Genomic DNA, 19,218 nt, shown 5'->3' with positions numbered 1-19,218 from the left:
TTTTGCAGAATTTGAATTGACGTGCGACAGCGAGATGGTATTTTTTATCCGATGGACGCGCTTTCTACATCTTCCGACATAACCGCATTACCCGAAGCGCAGGTAAAAACGCCTGCCTCTGCCATGCTGGACGCAATGCCAGACGCAATGCCGGACATTGTTAATGAGGGCATGAAAAATGGCGCTGGTGCCGCCAATGGCCCCGAGGCAAACAATAGCAATGAAGTGGCATTTGATTTTTCGCACTCACCCACGGCCAGCTCATGCCGCACCGATGACGCCAATTTTGCCGCCGTTAGCCGGCGTAATGCCGGATCATTCCCGATTGAAAAAGGTGCCACGCCCGCCTACGACGCTCCCGCCTATGATGCCCCCGCCTATGACACCGAAACCCATACAAGAGCGTTGGTTGTGTCCTGTCCGCATGCGGGGCGGCTATATCCGGCAGACTTTGTTGCGACAAGCGCACTTGATCTGGCGGCGTTGCGCGATTTGGAAGATTACGCCGTTGACTGGCTGATCGAAGGCATGTTGGCGCATAATATCACCGCGATCACCAACCATGTCGGGCGCGCGTTTCTGGATGTGAACCGGCCCGCCGATGCGCTGGATAAAATCATGTTCGCCAATAGCATTGATGCGGCCACCCCATCGCGTCAGGTCAAGGCGGGTTATGGGTTGTTACCACGGCTGAATGCGGCGCGCATGCCGATCCATAATGCGCCTTTATCGATTGACGAAGCGCGGCAAAGGCTGGAGATGGTACATGCGCCCTATCACCAGATGCTGGCGGCAACACTGGATAACGCCCTGGCGCAGCATGGGCATTATCTTCTGCTTGATATTCATTCGATGCCGCAGACCGACCGGCTTGGCCGACCACTTGCCGATTTTGTGCTGGGTGATTGCCTTGGCACGACCATAGACGCCGCACTTGGCCACAAGATCAGCAGATTTATTACCGATCACGGTTTCAGCGTGGCCTGGAACAAGCCTTATGCTGGCGGACATATCACTTGTGCCTATGGACGGATCAATACACCGCGACAGTCGGTACAGATCGAGATCAACCGTGCGCTTTATATGACAACAGCGCCCATGCCAGCCAATCCGGCGCATAACCACATGACGCTAAAGGCCGATGGTGCGGAACGGGTTGCCCGGATGCTGGGCGCATTAGGCGCGATGCTGGCAGATATGCTGGATCATCACAGCTAGGCAATATACGGCTGAAAAACGAAATCCGCGCTAGGCGAATGGGTTTTCCCGCTTGCGCATGACCATGCGGATCGGAATCCCGCGCAGACCGAAATCGTTGCGTAAACCGGTCGATAGATAGCGCAGATAGGAATCCGGCAGATCCGCCGGACGGCTGACAAATAGCGCAAATGTCGGGGGCCGTGTCTTGATCTGGGTTATATAGCGGATACGCAGACGGCGGCCTTCGACCAATGGCGGTGGATGCGCTTCAAGCATGATTTCCAGCCAGCGATTAAGCCGCCCTGTTGAAACGCGCGTATTCCATACCGCATACATGTCATCGGCAGCTTTCAGCAGATTGCCAAGTCCCTTTTTATGCAAACCCGACATTTGTACGACAGGCACGCCCTTTAGCTGCGACATAGAGGTCTTCAGACGATCCGAAATCTGCATCGCTGATTCCTGCTTGTTACGCACGGCATCCCATTTATTGGCACCAATGACAATGGCACGGCCTTCATTAGCAATCAGGCGGGCGATCGACAGATCCTGTTTGTGCAATTCTTCGGTCGCATCAATCAACAACACGCATAAATGCGCATATTGAATCGCCCGCAAAGCATCATCGACCATCAGCTTTTCAACCTTATCGACAACCCGGGCACGGCGACGCATACCAGCTGTATCAACCAGCTTATAGGGGCGCCCCTGCCATTCAAATGGCAATTCAATCGCATCACGGGTAATGCCGGCTTCGGGCCCGACCAGCAACCGGTCTTCATCAAGCAGACTATTGATCAAGGTCGATTTGCCCATATTCGGCCGCCCGACAATGGCAATCCGCATCGGCTGTTTGCCCGCTTCATCCTGCCATACATCGACAGGGTTACCATCGGCATCAAGCGGTGCTTCGGCATCATTATCAGGTAAGTCGTCATCATCTTCATGCGTGGTCAGAATATCATCGCCTGTCAACACACCTGCCAGCCCTTGTTTATCTGCCGCTTCCAGCATCGCGTCATGCAGATCAACCAGACCTTCGCCATGCGCCGCCGAAATGGCCACCGGCTCACCAAGCCCAAGGGTCCAGCTTTCGGCCACGCCGCTAGCGCCAATCTTGCCCTCGCATTTATTACAGACCAGAATGACATGCGCGCCCGATTTACGGATTTCGCCAGCAAAGAATTTATCAACTGGCGTGATTCCTACACGGGCATCAACAACCAGCAATGTGACATCTGCCCCGACAATTGCCAGTTCGGTCTGATAGCGCATCCGGTCTTCAAGACTGCCATCGCTGGCTTCTTCAAGCCCGGCTGTATCAATGATACGAAACCGCAGACCCGCCAGCCTGCCATCACCTTCGCGGCGATCACGCGTAACCCCGGGTTGATCATCGACGATCGCATGTTGCCGCCCAATCAGACGGTTGAATAATGTTGATTTGCCAACGTTCGGGCGACCAACAATCGCAAAAGTAACCATGATAAAGTGCCCGTATATTAATCGAAGGCTGAGAGCTGACCATTATTAGACAGCACAAAAAGTCGTCCACCAGCAATCTGCGGCGGTGTAACGATATCGCTACCGACGTTAAGACTGCTGGTTTCAATACCTGTTTCGGCATTGAGCATATGTAGGGTACCAGATTTCGAAATCACCAGTACCTGTTCATTGGCAACAACCGGCCCGACATAACGGGTCAGATTTTCAGATGCCATAGCACCAGCGGGTAAAGCATCCGGCAGTTCGGCGATCCAGCGCACCATGCCATCTTCGCGGCGGAGGGCATAAACGCGGCCTTCAAGCGAGACCACAAAAACCGTATCACCTGCAACCCATGGCATTTCAACACCCGAAATTGGCAGATCCCAGAGCATGAAACCCGAACGTGCATTTAGCGCCGCCATACGGCCAGACTGACTGATCGCAAACACAAGTCCGCCATCAATCGCCGGATTGGCACGAATATCACCAATGCCCTGCAAAGGAGTCCGCGGGTTGAAGGCCGCCAATGACTCGGTCCAGATAATTTCACCATCGGTAGCATCAAGTAACGATAATTCGCCACCCGCACCCGCCAGCGCAAGTTCGCCATCATAATAGGCCGGCGATGGCGCCCCATAAATGATTGTGCTTGATGGCAAGCCAGCACGATCCCACAGCGATGAACCGTCTTCCATGCTGAACACCATCACATTACCGTCAATATCGGTAATAACCAAAGCCTGGTCGTCAATCGCGGTTGGTCCACCGCGGATCGGCAAGGTCAGATCAATTGACCATAGGCTGGTGCCATCTTCGACCGACAAAGCCGCCAACTTATGCCCGCCAGCATGTGCAAATAGCTGATCGCCACTGACCATAACACCGCCGCCAATACCCGGTAACGGATCATCAGCAAAACTTTCGATCGATACTGACCAGATCGACGTCCCTGTTTGCACGTCAATCGCCGTGACCTGGCCTAGCGGCGTAACCGCAAATACCCTGCCGCCATCAATCACTGGTTGCGCCAGATCAACAAGCTGACTGCCAGCACCGCCAATCGATACTGACCATATTTTTTTCAGCGGCAGATCAATATCCAGATGCCCCCCCGCATGCGCAGCCGAACCGCCAGAATGTGTCGCCGATGCCAGCCCAACCGGTGCGGGCAAATTCGAACCCTCATCAAAAGCCGCGGCATCAACGCTGATCGCGTCAACACCTGCAAACACCGCAATACGGTCACCTGGCAATATAGCTTCAGGCGGCGAACAGGCTGACAAAGCCAATAGCGCCATGCCAGCCATAACCGATACAGCTCGATTGTTTCCGTTACGAAACATAGCTTGGGGCATAGTAAGGCGCATCTTCATTCAAGGCTCCTAGAGGCTATCAGATATGATCAATGATCAGGCGTTGAGAATATCAAGCATCCGCTGGGCGCGTTGACGTAACGACTGCGGAATTTCGGTTAATTTGACAATTTGTTCCAGCTTGGTCTTGGCCGCATCAACCTTGCCAGTCTGCAGATCAAGACCTGCACTTTGCTCAAGCGCCAGCCCCTGCCAAGTGCCTGCCGCACTGATGAGGGGGGCAAGACGATCCTGCAGACTCTGGACACTGCTATCAGCTGGCGCGTTCATGACGGATAATAGCTGGGCAAATTGCTGGTAAAGCGGATCGATATTCTTGTCTTCGGCAAGGGCGCTATAGCTGGCTTGTGCAGCCGCATGATCACCAGCTCTGGCCTCGGCAGCGGCGATCTGAAAGCGTGCCAGCATCTGGTAGCCATCAGTCAATTCATCGACATTGTTATTCAGCGATGAAATCACGTCATCCGCCTTTAGAGATGTGTGATATAAATCAGCCGCCTTTTCAATCTGCTTGGTAGAATAAATGCCATACCCCTGATGCCCACCAACGGCCAAAACAACCACCAGACAAGCACCAATCACATATTTGCCATATCGCGCCCACAGCAATTCGGCGCGATCTTTCTTTAGCTCTTCATCAATTTCGTCAAAAATGTCAGCCATGAACCCAAACTTCGTCCTTGAATAATATGGTTATCATCCGACCATCTATGTGCCACGATCTTGAGGTGATAACCAGCCTAGATATAACCTTTTGCCGGAATAGTTACGACACCATCGCCCGTCATAATGGTCATATCAATGTTAAAAAATGCCAATGCTTTATTGACCTTGGCAAAAACCTGCCTCAACATAACCGTAATGCTTCAAAACAGCCACCACAAAAATAGGTATAGAGGTACGTGTCTCAAGTTTCCAATCCAAAAAAATCCCGCCGCCCGCTTTATTTCACCCGAAGCGAGCTTGGACTCATCCTTGCGGCCTATAGCGCCCGCGTTGCCGCTGGTGAATGGCGTGACTATGCGCTGGATCATCTGACAGGATCTGCCGCCTTTTCGATCTTCCGCCATACGCATGAAACGCCAGTCTATGTGATTGAAAAACAGCAACGTCATCACAAGGAACGCCCGCAATTTATCCTGCGCGACAACAAGCGTGTTTTATGTAAGGCGACAATGGTGCAAGACGTGATCAATCACTTTGATAAATTGCCCCGGCTGATATCAGGCTAGCCAGCGCCGCAGACCCCGCCTCCACTTCCGATTTCACATAATGACCATATGGCATATTTGCCCCTTGTTAAGCGTCATGAAATAGGCTAAACATAAATAGAACAAAACATGAACATATATGATGATGGCAGCGCTGGCTGTGCAGGATAGGAGATTCAAGATGGGCAAATTCAAACGCCACCTCATTGCCAAAAACGAGCCTGTGAATCCCATGACACTGGCTGATCTGGATACACAAAATCAGTATATTCTATGCTGGTGCAACCGATGCAGTCATAGCGCCGATATTGACCCGACACCGCTTATCAACCGCCTAGGCCCACTGTTTCCAGTGCCCGAACTGGGTGGGCGTATGCGTTGCACATCCTGTCAGTCGCATGATGTCACCACCTGCCCTTCATGGTCTCATGAAACAGGACAGATAGCCTTGCATGGCTAAGTGCGCCTTTTACAGCACAGCATATTTGCCAGTTGTGGCTTGCCAGTTGTGACATGATAGGTTAGGCATTTAATCGTCTGGATCCGATTAGCTTTAGATGATCCGACACCAAGCAGATTGATGAGAAGGCAGACGCCATGAATGCAAGTGATACAGCAAAAGTTCAACGCTATTTACGCCAGCGCTTTGGCAATAATAAATTGTCTATTGCCCGCCGCGAAAACAAAGAAGACTCAGCCGATCTGATGCTGGAAGACGAATTTATTGGCGTTGTGTTTCAAGATAATGAAGATGGCGAGACATGCTATCATGTTCAGATCAGCATTTTGGAAGAAGATCTGGACGATACCGTCTAGCCCCTAATATTCGTTTTGACGCGGTGACTATAGCTTATATCCAGTTGCCCGCGCGCGCCATAGCCAGCGCCAGCATAAACATAATGACCGCAATTACCGTATCAAGCACACGCCAAGCGCCTGGTCGCTGCATATGGCTGGCAAAATAGCTGGCACCATAGGCAAGCCCGAAAAAGAAAACAAAACTGGCACTGGCAGCTCCAGCACCAAATAACAGCTTGTCGGCACCATCAAATTGCAATGATACCGTGCCGACCAATATCACCGTATCAAGATAGACATGCGGGTTGGCAAAAGTCAGCATCGCCGCCATCCCCAATGTTGAAACAACATCAAGGCTTTTAACCGTACCAGCTTCGAGTCCGCCGCCGCCTCGTACCACATCCCGCAAACGCATCACCCATAAAGCGCCAGCCAGACCGCCGCGCCGCCAAACATCCAGTCAGTATAAGCGGTCATGAAATCCGCAATAAGCAATGACAGGCCGCCTATGCCCGCGACAATCAACACAGCATCCGATAGCGCACAGAATAAGGCGACGGCAAACACATGCCTGCCCATCAGACCCTGACGCAGAACAAAGGCATTTTGCGCCCCAATCGCCAGTATCAGCGAAAAGCCAAGCGCAAATCCAGTAATGAAGGATGCTGGCATGGATAAATCCTTATTATACCCTGTCATACTGCACGCCTTTGATTTGCTGGCAAGCAAAAGCCGTGGCTAGAACCAATAATAGCGGATAATGCCATAGGCATAGAGAAGCGCAAAAATGATATTGATCCATTTCAATTGTGGTTCGGTATGAAGCCATGCGCAATAAATCCAGATCAGGCAGAAGGGAAAGGCAATAAACATCGTATAGGGATACCAGTCGAATATGACCGCAATGGCGCTCACAATGCCAAGTAGCAATGCAAATTGCTTTAGATATTTTTCCGCTTTTTCTGAAATCATATATCCTCCATCACCTTTTTATCAAAAAATGATTATAGTTATACTATTGAATTGTATTTAATATCAGCCAGATTGCGGATTGCTATCCGCTATGCCCCGCTGACAACAGCAAACATAATCCGTCCGGGCAAAAAGGTAAATAGCCCGGTCACTACCAGCGCCAGCCAGAACAAACTAGCCATGATACGTTGATGCTGGTGGATACGGCCTGTACGCGCACACCATATGGCGCGCGTCAATGCCACAATCGTCAGCACCGATAAAAAATGTATCGGGCTGAACAGACTCCATAGTTTAATCGTATGAATAAAGAAGCCAGATACAGCGACAAAAAACAGCATGCCGCACCAGGCATAGCCAAGCCAGCGATGGCGCTTTGTGCCTTTGCGGGTGAACATCTGCTCCGCCCCAACCGCCACAGCTGCAAAGGCCATAAATGCGTGCGGGGCAATCGGCATCGGTGCCATCATCAGGGGCGATAATGATACCATGCGACTAGACGCTGCCTTCGGCTTCGATCACCAGTATCCGTGCCTCGCCTTGCGGATGTGCATAATGGGCGGTGCCAACCGAGGCATAAAAAATGTCACCCGCCGCCAGATCAACTGACGTCTCCACGCCATTTTCACGGTAGAACATGCGCACCATGCCATCCAGAACGGCGAATACCTCAGCCCCGTCATTCACATGCCATTTATAGGGCTGATCGGTCCAATGCAGGCGCGTGGTGATGCCATTCATGCTGGCAATATCCAGCGCGTCCCACGCCTGCGTGCCGGTGAAATCTTTGCTACGAATAATATCCATGCGGCTAACCTAAGGGCGTTAACCATCTGAAGAAAGGCACTTTTAAACAATCTGCCTACAATATGGAAACAGGCCACATTGCTTTGTGACAAACCTTAATGCTCTTGCCCGTGTTGATCCCATGCCGCCAAAGCCTCATCCCAATCTGGCATGGCATTGGTTTCGTAACCATATACTTTGCCGCTACCAATCTTTGAGAAATGTTGCATGGCTCTTACATGGTTTGGTGATGATCTATAAGCCAGCATATGGTCTTTTGACTGCCAGACAGTCAGCGTGTGCTGGACATGATGGCGTGACGTGAAAGCGCAAAGCAACACACCTTCGGCGTTCTGGGCGTGTCTGGATGCGGGAATTGTCAAGACCCAGAAACGTATCCAGCCCATGAACCCTTTTGGTTTAAGCCCAGTCACCGAGACATACATTCACTCATTCCCACTCTATTGTTTTATGTTTGTATGTCATTGATTTTATTTGATATCTTAATTACTTGGAAACTATTTGGAAACAAACAGGTAAAAATCTAATAGTTTCATACTCTTACATACTTACCAATTTTAGTTCTGTCTATCATACAGGACATCTTACATTTCTTGAGGTGTCTCTTTTACATTTATAGATTAGAAAATTGTTGTCAGTCTCAGGGGGGGGGGTTCATGGAAAAACTCCTTCACAAACACCATCCAATAATTCTTCTGCACGATGCATATATCTCGCAGTTCTGGATTGTGCATTTCGTTTGATGACACTTCTAGTGATTGGGTCTTTGCGTTTCCACTCACTATAAAACGCATCACCAAATGGAATTACAGTCAGACCTCTCTTGCGTGTCCTTCTCTCATATCGTGCGATATTCTTCGCAATAGTCCACATATCCCCCAACCCTCGTCTCTCATAAATTAAGAGTGCAAGTCGGAGTCCTTGTTCCTTTGGTTTTTTTGTAGATAGAGGGAACTTAGGTTTATCTCCCTCTTTAGGGATACCAAACAAGTCCTTCCAGTGCGTGTTCCACCATGTATCAAACTTGGTATTCAGAACAACATCTGCACCACCCCATCCTTCGTAAAGTTTCCAGTTAACTTTTCTGGTTGGGTCTTGTTCTGCAAGTTGAAGGAACGAATACCAATAAAAGTAGATGCGTTTGTTGGACTGTATCCACAACCTACTCGGTTCTATTTACCAATTTGAAAGAGAAATCCTTCTTGAAAGACAGAAGGTAGGTATTGCAAAGGCAAAGGCAGAAGGTAAGTTCAAGGGTCGTGTTCCTACTGCAAAGAATCATTCAGCAGAGATTGTTGAGTTGACCAATCAAGGTATGAAACCTAGTGAGATTGCAAAGAAGTTGGGTATAGGTGTTGCGTCTGTCTACCGTTATCGTTGACCAAAACTCTTTAATAAGAAACAATGTAATTTATGAGATTTTTGCAGACATTTATTATCCTTATAGTTTTATTCAACTCAAGTGTGTGGGCATCTAATGAAATTGCTTTAGATGACAACTCTTATCAACTTGAATTCAATGAAAGTTCTGCATTGGATTTGGAGACATTATTACCCGAGGATACTGAACTCTTAATTTATAACCATTGTCTCACTGCAGGCACTAGTTCCCATGGTGAATCGAATGAGCATGTGGATTTATTTGCAAATTCTAAGTCAGGACATTTTGCCCCACTATGGATTACTGGAATGCACTCAAATGTTCAAAAAGAAAAATTTTCTGGTGGTTCATTTTGTTCAAGCAAGACAATTTCTATTAATAAACCACCTCAGATTCTCTCAGTTTTCACCTCTTCTGGAAGTCACTATGAAATCGGGTTAAGGTTTAAAAATTCTAAATATCAAAACATTGCCCGTGCTGGTTTCGATAATTATTTCAAAAAGATAGAAACTAAAAGTCCATTTCTTTTCTCAAACAATCTATTTGCGAAACTGACACACAGTCAGACTCTCTCTGAAAATCAGATTTTTTTGATTAACTTTACCAACCCAATAGATATCGAGAATATTTCCATTCCTATTAGAAACACAGACACCGTTACATATAAATTTCTAGTTAATGGAACTGAAACGACCGAAACAATTTCTTCATCGATGTATTTCAAATATTTAACTAGAAAAAATATCTCAAAAGTTTCAAGCATTAAATTGGTTTGGAACTCAGAAGTCACGACAGCAGAGGTATTCACTAGACCGTTAATGATTTGGGTAAAAAAATCTCTAATCTCAAATTGATGTGTATAAAAAAAAACAACAATCCTATTACTGTAGGATAGATTAGATTGCATTGACAAGACGATAGATAACTGGTTTTGAACCCAACACAATCATATTAAAAAACATCTTTTGAAGTTTTTTACGCAAATTGGGGAAATGACGATTTCAATGGAGTCGTTGGTGAAATCTTCCGTCACTTCCCCCTATCCATGACCAAGAAATCACATAACTTGTCGCAAGACAGGAGTTATCTCGCATATATTTATACGCACCATGCGTAAATGTTACGCACCTAGACACATCTTCCACTAGTTCTACGGATAAAGTCCTTGTATTCGTCTGGATAATCTTAAGCATTTCCCCTCTCCCTTACTCTGGCATATGCATCCTTCATATCTGGAATAGGGTCGTATCGTGTCGCAGTGCGTTTCATAACTTCATCATTTTGACGGTCTAAGGTTTCTCTGCGTCTCTGTTTTTCTAACCTTTTTTGTTCATCGTTGTAGAGGATTGATGCAAGACCACCTGTCATTGGGTGTTTCATCGTTTCCTCTCCAGTTTCTTTAGTATCTTATTTGACTTATCTACCCCTAAACCTGTTGCAGCAGCAGTCAGTGCAGAATACATCTGCATCTTCCTTTGCAGATAAAACAACTTACCCATCGCATCTAATGCATCTGCGATGTGTGACGGTGCATCTTCTGGTGAACTCTTTCTAAGGTCAGATGCATCTCGTTTTAGTTTTGCAACCTCTTGGTCAATCTTGTTTGCATACTGTTTGACCTTCCCTAACCCTACAACGATTGCACCAGTTCTTAACGAAACCACTTCATTAAGGAATTCTGTCTCTAAATCGTCTGGTGTCTCGTTTAGATACTGTCTGGTTTGTTCTACTAAGTTTGACATATCAAAACCCCAAAATAGGGAACTTTGGTGATAGTCCTATGTTTTCTAAATCATTCATCAGGCATCTCTGAACTGAGATACGGATGTAATCAGATTCATTGATACGATATGCGTCACAAATCTCTTCCAGAGACTCTCTGACAGGTTCGGTAAATCTAATACTGCGTTGGTATTCATATTTCTTCATCATTTACTCCTACTGGTGTTGGTAGAAGTATTTATGCGTTCCAAATACGCACTCAGACGAGTTTCTAGGGGTTCTGAGGGGGTGTGAAAGAAAAAGGGATAGGTTTCCCTATCCCTGTCTCTAAAGTCATTACAAATGGAGAAATCAATCGTCAGTCATCATCTGCAAAAAGTTATTAGGTTGAACCTACGGTTCAAGTTCGTCACCTCACGGTGACTCACCTTCCGAAGTGTAAAAGTCATCTGGTAACCATAAAGGTTTTAATGTTCCATCTAGTATCAATGGTCTCAAGAAATTCCATAATAAAGAGGTTTTATTAGTCATTTCTTTTTCCCCTTTTTCATATCCGACATAGTTACTTAGACACGATTTTAGGAATTTCTTAGGAACACTCTAACAATAGGTTCAAATTCTTCTCGTTTGGATAACTTTTCTAGAAACTTGTCTTGGGTCTCTCTTTTCTTCTTTTCAGAGAAGTTCTCACCCTTGCGATGTTCTTCTATGAATTTGAACTGTTCTGCATCCGTCCGAACTTCTGATAAAACATCATCTGGTTCTGAATCATTAGAATAGATGGACGGTTTATCTGGAAGAAATTCTTCAATGTATTCCTGCCGAAAATCTTCATCCTTAGAAACTTTATTCCACTGATGTTTCAACTGATAGAGATTGTTTACGGTGTAAGGTTTGCCGTAATAGTTTTTTATCCCTGCTTTATCCAGTGCCTTTGCAAGGTCTTCAAAGGTGCCGCATCCGTTAGTAAGGATATTCTCACAAAAGACAGGAAACATCTTTTGATTGTGTAACTGTGATTTTTTTAGATTTTTCATTTAATGACTCCATAGTTATCTGAAACTATTTAGTCATCTGAAACCCCAATGAGTGTTCTAATTTGCAACCAATATTAGGTGGTTATTCACCAAGAACAAATCCATTCTCATCCACCTTGAAACCCTTCAATGCGTTCTGAACCAACTTATCCATCTCAAGGTGTTCGTAGTGCTGTTCAATGAACTGCACATTCGTTCCTGCCATTTTTGCAACATCGTAGATAGGAACTTTTGCAAGAAGTCTTGCAGTGATACCAAAGTGTCTAAGGGAATAGTAAGTGAGTTCTTTTTCTAGTTTGTTAAAACCACTGAACTCAAGAAGATTCTTCCAGTATTTGTAATAGGTTGCCCTTGCAAGTGGTCTATCAAACTTGGGGTGTGAAAAGACATATGAGTCTTTGTCTTGATGTGATGCATACTTCTTCAAACGGTCAATGTATTGACCACCACGACTCCAGAACTCTCGTGATTTTTTGTTTTTACAAATATCTGCTGGTAACTCTATCCAAACAAGGTTTTGACCGTTTATTCTCTTGGTCTTCACCATCTTCCATTTAAGTTGGTTTATCTCACCAAAACGCATACAGGTATTTGACTTGAGAAGAATGAAGTCTCTTATCAAAGGACGCATATATTCTTCTTGTTTGTCCTGTGCGTTATCTACCCAATCACGCATCTTTTTGTAAAAGATTTGATACTCTTCAACGGTGAAGGTGTCTCTTCTTGGGGGTTCAATTATCTTGATTGGGTCAAAGTTGAAATCTGGAAAAGGGATATAACCCTTACGATAACCAAACCTAGAGATTGCATTGATTGTCGTATGTTCGTTGCGAAGTGTCACATCTAACACTTGGTTATTGGTCTTCTGTTTCCTGTAGTAGTAATAGTCACGGAATGACTCCACATCCAGTTCAGAAATCTTCTTTGTTGGAGTTAGGTAGGGAATAATCCACCGGTTAATCTGCGTCTTGATGGTGTTAAGACGAGACTCTTTGATGCGTCCTACCTCTACATCTTGTTGTTTGTGATTGATGAACTCTTCACAAAGTTCACTCCACTTCAAACCAAATACTTTATGACCTTTTTGGATGGTCGCATAAACATTGAGATATTCTTGTTCTGCAAGACGGATTGCATCGCGTTTGTCGGTAGTGCGTAGACTCTTGCGAAGATACTTACCTTCCTCTGAAATCCATGTTCGGAAATACCACTTACCATTTGAATAGGGTGTGATGTAAATCATCCCCTTGTCACCCAAGATTGGGTGTTGGTCTAGATACGCAGAAGAATCCTCTGTCTTGAATCCCTTGCGTGGTTTTGCGTGTTTTTTCCGTTCCATAGTTTCCAACCAGTTTCCAAGTAGTTAGTAACAAAAGAAAGGACTTCAAACCCAATAGGAACAAGGATTTCCGTCTCAAAAGACAGTTGTATTCAATTGTTCCGTTAGTTGGAAACTTTCTTGGAAACCCACCACTCTAACTTGTTGTTTTTATTATAATTGGAAGCAACTTGGAAAATCCAGTTTATTAATAAGTTATTGAAAATAAACTGTTTTTATATCGTGCGTCATTCCCACTCAATAGTTCCAGGTGGTTTGGATGTCACGTCATAGACAACGCGGTTGACGCCTTTGACCGCATTGATGATGCGGGTGGCGGTACGCGCCAGAAATTCGTGGCTGAACCCATAGCTTTCGGCGGTCATGCCATCGCTAGAGGTCACCGCCCGCAACGCACAGACATATTCATACGACCGCGCATCGCCCATCACGCCAACGGTTTTGACCGGCAGCAGAACGGCAAAGGCCTGCCAGATGTCGTCATACAGGCCAGCCTTGCGGATTTCATCAAGATAGACCGCATCGGCCTCGCGCAGAATAGCCAGCTTTTCCGGCGTGATATCGCCCGGAATACGAATGGCCAGCCCCGGCCCCGGAAATGGATGCCGTGATACCAGCACTTCGGGCAAGCCCAGCTCGCGCCCCAGATTGCGCACCTCATCCTTGAACAATTCGCGCAATGGCTCAACCAGATCCAGCTTCATATCATCGGGCAGACCGCCAACATTATGATGCGACTTGATTGTCACATCCGAGCCACCTGCGGCCGATATGCTCTCGATCACATCGGGATATAATGTGCCTTGTGCCAGAAAACGGGCACCGTCGATCTTCTGGGCTTCTTCGTCAAACACTTCGATAAAGCTACCGCCGATGATCTTGCGCTTTTGCTCAGGGTCGGACACGCCTGATAAGCGCTCCAGAAACATCTCCGACACATCACGGTGGATCAAGGGAATATTATAATGCCCGCCAAACAGGCGCACCACTTCTTCGGCCTCGCCTTTGCGCAACAAGCCATGATCGACAAATACACAGGTCAGCTGATCGCCAATCGCCTCATGGATCAGCACCGCCGTAACCGAGGAATCAACCCCGCCTGACAGGCCGCAAATCACCTTGGCGTCACCAACTTGCTTGCGGATCGCATCGATCGCACGCGCCCGATAGGCCGCCATCGACCAGCTTCCCGAACAACCACAGATATCCAGCGCAAAACGGCTCAGCAGCTTGTCACCATCCTTGGTATGCACAACTTCGGGATGAAACTGGACGCCGTAATAATGTCGGCTTTCATCAGCCACCGCGGCAAAAGGCGCACCATCGGATTTACCCACCACGCGAAACCCGTCTGGCAAGGCAGCGACATGATCGCCATGACTCATCCAGACCGTATGCGCGGTGCCTTGTGCCCAAAGCCCGTCAAACAGGGCGCACTCTTCGGTCACGTCAAGCTCGGCGCGGCCAAATTCACGGCTGGTGCCGGGTTCGACACGCCCGCCCAGCTGTTGACACATTGTCTGCTGACCATAACAGATGCCCAGCACGGGGATCTGCATATCAAAGACAATCTGCGGCGCGCGCGGCGTATCGGCCATGGCCACCGAATTGGGGCCACCTGACAGAATAATTCCATTCGGTGCGGCGTTTTTGATATTTTCAGGATCCGTCGTGCATGGCAGAATTTCAGTATAGACACCAGCCTCACGAAGCCGCCGTGCGATAAGTTGTGTTACCTGCGATCCGAAATCGATAATCAGGATTGTATCTGCCATGCTATGCCCTTTATATCTTGCTTAGTGCTGCCTAGTTGGTGCGTTTGATCACCGCAACCGCGCCTGAATGATTGCGATAAAGAAACCGTCTGTATTATCGCGGCTCCCAATCATCTTAGCCGCGCCTGAATGATTGCGATAAAGAAACCGTCTGTATTATCGCGGCTCCCAATCATCTTAGCCGCGCCTGAATGATTGCGATAAAAAATCCGTCTGTATTATCGCGGCGCGGCAAAAGCCGCAACATGCCACTGGCATTCAATGTGGCGGTCTGCGGACAGGCGCCCCCGTTCAAACGCCCAATCGTATCATCCCAGATATCGCCAATATCAGCCATTTCAAGCTCGGGCGCATCAGCCATAAACGCCGCAATCTGCGCTTCGCATTCGCTAGCCAGCAATGAACAGGTGATATAGATAATACGCCCACCCGGCAACACCATCGCGCGTGCTTTTTCCAGCAAGCCTTGCTGGGTTGCCTGATAACGCGCCAGAATGTCGGGGGTCAGCCGCCATCTGGCATCAACCTGCCGTCGCCAAGTGCCAGATCCAGAACAAGGTGCATCGATCACCACGCGATCAAATTTGGCACGCCATTTTCGCGTACCCCATTTATCATCAACCGCTTTACGTTCAACATTATGGATGCCTGCACGCCGCAAACGTTCGCCGCTTCGTTCCAGCCGTTCGGCACTGCTATCAATGGCCAGAACCCGCCCCTTATTCTGCATACGCGCGGCCATGACCAGCGATTTACCACCAGCACCAGCGCAGACATCAGCCACCTGCATTCCTGGCCGGGCATCGCACAGCAAGGCGGCAATTTGCGAGCCTTCATCCTGAATATCGAACTGGCCTTTTTTCCATTCCTGCAATTCGTCGGTACGGGTGCGTTTGGCCAGTCTGACTCCCCAAGGTGACAGGCTGGTCGCATAGCATTTGATGCCACGCCCTGCCAAACGGTCACGCAGTAAACGGCGATCATCCAGCTTGATCGGATTGATCCGTAAATCGGTTGGTGCCTCGTCAAGCAATGCGGCAAGCTCGGCCTCGACGCTTTGTTTATCATCGATGACCCGGCTGATAGCTGTGCGGGCATCTTCCAGCAGAAATTCTGGCCATTCAAGTGCCACATCAACGGGCATTTTGGCATCATCAAGTGTCCGCTCTGCCAAATTGGCGGCCATGGCCTGTTCATTATCATTCAAGGCTGGCGGGGCATGCGTGATCGTATCAGTGAAAAGATGTGCAAGATTTTCATGCTGTTGATCAATCATGACCAATGCCGCAATCACCTGATTACGCGGCGATATGTCAGCGGCAATAGCATCCAGATGCCAGTCAATACGTGCTCTGGCGCGCTGGACCTGCCAGAATAATGTAGAAATGGCGGCGCGATCCCCCGAGCCAGCATAGCGCCGACGTTGCATGCCCGCACGCAAGCCCTGTCCGGCAAGCTGACCATCGGGCATGTCCTGTAATATTTCAATAACGGCGGCAATACGCGCGGCTGGCGTCATGGTAATCCTCTTAAAATCTCAAATAGGCGAACGTCACATAAACAAAGCCGAAAATGGTGAACCACGTCTGATGCGTTACATACCCGGCCGGTAATTTGGCGCTTCACGGGTGATGGTCACATCATGGACATGCGACTCTGCCAGTCCGGCTCCGGTGATCCGCAGAAAGTTTGCATTCGCCTGTAAATCAGCAATGTTTGCATTGCCTGTATAACCCATCGCCGCGCGTAATCCACCCAACAATTGGTGCAGCACATTTTCAACCGCGCCTTTATAGGGTACCTGCCCCTCGATACCTTCTGGCACCAGCTTCAAAGGCTGGGTTATTTCGGCCTGAAAATAGCGATCTGCCGATCCGCGCGCCATCGCGCCAGTTGAGCCCATGCCGCGATAGGATTTATACGACCGCCCCTGATGCAGATAGACTTCGCCCGGGGTTTCATCAGTACCTGCCAGAAGCGAACCGATCATCGCGACATCGCCGCCCGCTGCAATCGCCTTGGCCAGATCACCTGAATATTTAATACCGCCATCGGCAATCACTGGCACATCATTCGCGTGACAGGCCTCGGATGCTTCCATGATCGCTGTCAGTTGCGGCACACCGACACCTGCGACCATCCGCGTTGTACATATCGACCCGGGGCCAATGCCAATCTTAACCGCATCAGCACCTGCATCCATTAGTGCCTTGGCACCATCTGCAGTGGCCACATTGCCGCCGATAACCTGAACATGATTGGCCAGTTTGCGCACCTTGGTCACGGTTTCCAGAACGCCCTGGGAATGACCATGCGCCGTATCAACGATAATCACATCGGCGCCCGCATCCATCAACGCTTCGGCGCGCGCTATGCCATCTACACCCGCGCCAGTGGCACCGGCAACCAGCAAACGCCCGCTTTGATCCTTTGAGGCCAACGGGTGGTTTTGCGCCTTTTCCATATCCTTGACCGTGATAAGGCCGATACAGGCACCGTCACTGTTAACGACAAGAAGCTTTTCGATACGATGTTCATGCAACAGTCGGCGCGCTTCATCTGGCGCTGCCCCATCACGCACAGTCACCACTTCGCGCGTCATCAGATCTGCCACCTTCTGCTCAAGATCAGAGGCAAAGCGCACATCACGGTTGGTCAGGATGCCAACCAGCTTTTGCGGCGTAGTGCCGGTTTTTTCCACAACCGGAATACCGCTGATACTATGCGTGCGCATCATGTCCAGCGCATCGCCTAATGTCTGCTCGGGTGTAATCGTCAGCGGATTGACAACCATGCCTGCTTCGAACTTCTTGACCTTGGCGATTTCGGCCGCCTGTTCTTCGATGGTGAAGTTCTTATGCACAACACCAAGCCCGCCTGCCTGCGCCATGGCGATCGCCAAGCGATGTTCGGTCACTGTATCCATAGCCGCCGAAATCAGCGGAATATTGAGGGTGATCTGCTTGGTCAGGCGGGTAACAAGCCCAACCTCAGCAGGCAACACAGCCGAATGTGCTGGTTGTAAAAGAACGTCGTCAAAAGTGAGAGCTTCGCGAATTTTCATGAGGTGCCTTCCGTCTATCCGGTGGCGACGCACTATAGCCAAACACACCATGAATTGATAGCCCTAAAAACAGCAGAAACTGGATATGCAGATTTTAAAATGTCTTATTGGGAAACCTGAATGTCCAGATTTTGCATCATTTATTACGATAGGTTGTCTGGCACGTTATCTGGCACGTTATCTGGCACGCTTTCTGTTTCTTTATCTAATATGTCTGCCAGCCCGTTGCCATGAAAGCCTGTCGCCAGCACATAGCTCTCAACCGACTCCGAACGGCTGGCGGTGGGTTTGACATGGCGCACGGTTTTGAAATTCTGCCGCATCAGGTCAAGCACCGACCGTTCGGCACCACCGCGAAAACATTTGGCCAGAAAAAAACCGTCCTTTCGCAGAACATCCAGTGCAAAATCCAATGCCGTTTCCAGCAAAGCCGTAGTGCGCAGATGGTCAGTTGCCCGATGGCCAGTGGTATCGGCAGCCATATCGCTCATCACCCCGTCAGCTGCCCCGCCAACGGCTTCCTGCATCTGCGTCATCATCGCATCATCGGTCATATCACCCACAAATATATCGGCATCAACGATATGTTCGGTATCCAGCAGATCAACACCAACAAGCTTGGCCTTGCTGATACCCAGTTTCGTACGGATTGAGGCCACCTGAAGCCAGCCCCCGGGTGCACAGCCAAGGTCAATGATCGCCATGCCAGGCTTGAGCAGCTGATAGCGGTCGTCAATCTGTTCCAGCTTGATCGCGGCACGCGACCGGTAGCCACGCGACTTGGCTTCGGCAACATAGGGATCGTTCAGCTGGCGTGTCAGCCATCTTTGCGATGACACTTTACGGCCACGCATTTTTTTAGGCTGGCGGGTCAGGCCAGTTGCATTGCGGTAGCTTCGGCCCGAAGGCCCCTTTTTGCCGGAATTATCACTTCCAGATTTCATACTCATCTATCTTCTCAATTTAGAGGCAGAATATAGCCTGCCCAACGCATAACATAACATTAGCATATTATTTGCCATGATTTTCAGCTATATTTCAGTTTGTGGCA

At 48.6% G+C, this 19,218-nt stretch carries 23 protein-coding genes; 6 read left to right on the top strand and 17 right to left on the bottom strand.

What is annotated here, in order from left to right; translation table 11 throughout:
* Positions 1-51: 51 nt before the first annotated feature.
* A complete protein-coding gene (locus SAR116_RS13405) occupies positions 52-1,218 on the top strand; it encodes an N-formylglutamate amidohydrolase (protein WP_013047371.1) in 1,167 nt (388 codons plus the stop codon).
* Between the two features lie 30 nt (positions 1,219-1,248).
* Here the strand turns inward: SAR116_RS13405 and der are convergent, their stop codons facing one another.
* The 3 genes from der to SAR116_RS12805 are packed head-to-tail and all read right to left on the bottom strand — an operon-like array spanning position 1,249 to position 4,724.
* Entirely contained in the window at positions 1,249-2,685 is a 1,437-nt protein-coding gene (gene der, locus SAR116_RS12815) for a ribosome biogenesis GTPase Der (RefSeq protein WP_013047370.1), read from the bottom strand.
* 17 nt (positions 2,686-2,702) lie between these two features.
* On the bottom strand, positions 2,703-4,061 hold the full coding sequence (locus tag SAR116_RS12810) for a BamB-related PQQ repeat family beta-propellar protein (RefSeq protein WP_013047369.1): 1,359 nt from the start codon (positions 4,059-4,061) through the stop codon (positions 2,703-2,705).
* A 36-nt stretch (positions 4,062-4,097) separates the two neighbouring features.
* A complete protein-coding gene (locus tag SAR116_RS12805) occupies positions 4,098-4,724 on the bottom strand; it encodes a tetratricopeptide repeat protein (protein WP_013047368.1) in 627 nt (208 codons plus the stop codon).
* A gap of 239 nt (positions 4,725-4,963) precedes the next feature.
* On the opposite strand from SAR116_RS12805, the gene SAR116_RS12800 reads away from it, so the two are divergent.
* The 3 genes from SAR116_RS12800 (at position 4,964) to SAR116_RS12790 (ending at position 6,088) form a co-directional block, all read left to right on the top strand.
* The gene (locus tag SAR116_RS12800) at positions 4,964-5,293 is read left to right on the top strand and encodes a DUF2794 domain-containing protein (protein ID WP_013047366.1); all 330 of its coding nucleotides are present in this window, start codon (positions 4,964-4,966) and stop codon (positions 5,291-5,293) included.
* A 160-nt stretch (positions 5,294-5,453) separates the two neighbouring features.
* Positions 5,454-5,732 carry a hypothetical protein gene (locus SAR116_RS12795; protein ID WP_148212313.1) on the top strand — a complete coding sequence of 93 codons (279 nt, stop codon included), beginning with the start codon at positions 5,454-5,456 and terminating at the stop codon, positions 5,730-5,732.
* 137 nt (positions 5,733-5,869) lie between these two features.
* Positions 5,870-6,088 (top strand): DUF3126 family protein, encoded by a 219-nt coding sequence (locus SAR116_RS12790; RefSeq protein WP_013047364.1) that lies wholly within the window; start codon positions 5,870-5,872, stop codon positions 6,086-6,088.
* Positions 6,089-6,122: 34 nt separating this feature from the next.
* Here the strand turns inward: SAR116_RS12790 and SAR116_RS13925 are convergent, their stop codons facing one another.
* From SAR116_RS13925 to SAR116_RS12760, 6 genes are all read right to left on the bottom strand, one after another.
* A complete protein-coding gene (locus SAR116_RS13925) occupies positions 6,123-6,485 on the bottom strand; it encodes a LysE/ArgO family amino acid transporter (protein WP_013047363.1) in 363 nt (120 codons plus the stop codon).
* Complete coding sequence (locus SAR116_RS13920; protein ID WP_013047362.1) at positions 6,485-6,742, bottom strand: LysE/ArgO family amino acid transporter; 258 nt, start codon at positions 6,740-6,742, stop codon at positions 6,485-6,487. Before SAR116_RS13920 ends, SAR116_RS13925 begins: the two co-directional genes overlap by 1 nt.
* A gap of 66 nt (positions 6,743-6,808) precedes the next feature.
* Positions 6,809-7,042 carry a hypothetical protein gene (locus tag SAR116_RS12775; protein ID WP_013047361.1) on the bottom strand — a complete coding sequence of 78 codons (234 nt, stop codon included), beginning with the start codon at positions 7,040-7,042 and terminating at the stop codon, positions 6,809-6,811.
* 89 nt (positions 7,043-7,131) lie between these two features.
* Positions 7,132-7,533, bottom strand: coding sequence for a DUF2306 domain-containing protein (locus tag SAR116_RS12770; protein ID WP_041860966.1), 402 nt, complete (start codon positions 7,531-7,533; stop codon positions 7,132-7,134).
* 4 nt (positions 7,534-7,537) lie between these two features.
* On the bottom strand, positions 7,538-7,849 hold the full coding sequence (locus tag SAR116_RS12765; protein WP_013047359.1) for a cupin domain-containing protein: 312 nt from the start codon (positions 7,847-7,849) through the stop codon (positions 7,538-7,540).
* A gap of 95 nt (positions 7,850-7,944) precedes the next feature.
* Positions 7,945-8,274: a hypothetical protein gene (locus SAR116_RS12760; RefSeq protein WP_013047358.1), complete on the bottom strand. Its 330-nt coding sequence runs from the start codon at positions 8,272-8,274 to the stop codon at positions 7,945-7,947.
* Positions 8,275-8,984: 710 nt separating this feature from the next.
* On the opposite strand from SAR116_RS12760, the gene SAR116_RS12750 reads away from it, so the two are divergent.
* Together SAR116_RS12750 and SAR116_RS12745 are read left to right on the top strand one after the other, a co-directional pair.
* On the top strand, positions 8,985-9,230 hold the full coding sequence (locus SAR116_RS12750; RefSeq protein ID WP_083775313.1) for a helix-turn-helix domain-containing protein: 246 nt from the start codon (positions 8,985-8,987) through the stop codon (positions 9,228-9,230).
* Positions 9,231-9,271: 41 nt separating this feature from the next.
* Positions 9,272-10,084, top strand: a complete 813-nt coding sequence (locus SAR116_RS12745; RefSeq protein WP_148212312.1) for a hypothetical protein — start codon at positions 9,272-9,274, stop codon at positions 10,082-10,084.
* Between the two features lie 331 nt (positions 10,085-10,415).
* On the opposite strand, the gene SAR116_RS12740 is transcribed toward SAR116_RS12745, so the two are convergent.
* From SAR116_RS12740 to SAR116_RS12700, 8 genes are all read right to left on the bottom strand, one after another.
* The gene (locus tag SAR116_RS12740; protein ID WP_041860964.1) at positions 10,416-10,610 is read right to left on the bottom strand and encodes a hypothetical protein; all 195 of its coding nucleotides are present in this window, start codon (positions 10,608-10,610) and stop codon (positions 10,416-10,418) included.
* Positions 10,607-10,972, bottom strand: coding sequence for a hypothetical protein (locus SAR116_RS12735; RefSeq protein ID WP_041860963.1), 366 nt, complete (start codon positions 10,970-10,972; stop codon positions 10,607-10,609). Before SAR116_RS12735 ends, SAR116_RS12740 begins: the two co-directional genes overlap by 4 nt.
* A 558-nt stretch (positions 10,973-11,530) precedes the next feature.
* On the bottom strand, positions 11,531-11,989 hold the full coding sequence (locus SAR116_RS12725) for a hypothetical protein (protein ID WP_013047356.1): 459 nt from the start codon (positions 11,987-11,989) through the stop codon (positions 11,531-11,533).
* Between the two features lie 82 nt (positions 11,990-12,071).
* The gene (locus SAR116_RS12720) at positions 12,072-13,328 is read right to left on the bottom strand and encodes a tyrosine-type recombinase/integrase (RefSeq protein WP_041860961.1); all 1,257 of its coding nucleotides are present in this window, start codon (positions 13,326-13,328) and stop codon (positions 12,072-12,074) included.
* Between the two features lie 227 nt (positions 13,329-13,555).
* Positions 13,556-15,103, bottom strand: a complete 1,548-nt coding sequence (gene guaA, locus SAR116_RS12715; protein ID WP_013047354.1) for a glutamine-hydrolyzing GMP synthase — start codon at positions 15,101-15,103, stop codon at positions 13,556-13,558.
* Between the two features lie 172 nt (positions 15,104-15,275).
* The gene (locus tag SAR116_RS12710) at positions 15,276-16,622 is read right to left on the bottom strand and encodes an RsmB/NOP family class I SAM-dependent RNA methyltransferase (protein WP_013047353.1); all 1,347 of its coding nucleotides are present in this window, start codon (positions 16,620-16,622) and stop codon (positions 15,276-15,278) included.
* Between the two features lie 75 nt (positions 16,623-16,697).
* Entirely contained in the window at positions 16,698-18,167 is a 1,470-nt protein-coding gene (gene guaB / locus SAR116_RS12705) for an IMP dehydrogenase (protein ID WP_041860960.1), read from the bottom strand.
* 143 nt (positions 18,168-18,310) lie between these two features.
* Entirely contained in the window at positions 18,311-19,117 is an 807-nt protein-coding gene (locus SAR116_RS12700; protein WP_013047351.1) for an RlmE family RNA methyltransferase, read from the bottom strand.
* Between the last annotated feature and the right edge of the window lie 101 nt (positions 19,118-19,218).

It is taken from the genome of Candidatus Puniceispirillum marinum IMCC1322, assembly GCF_000024465.1.
In the GTDB taxonomy this organism is placed as follows: domain Bacteria; phylum Pseudomonadota; class Alphaproteobacteria; order Puniceispirillales; family Puniceispirillaceae; genus Puniceispirillum; species Puniceispirillum marinum.
The sequence above is the reverse complement of the archived record's forward strand: the minus strand, read 5'-3'. Positions and strand labels throughout refer to the sequence as shown.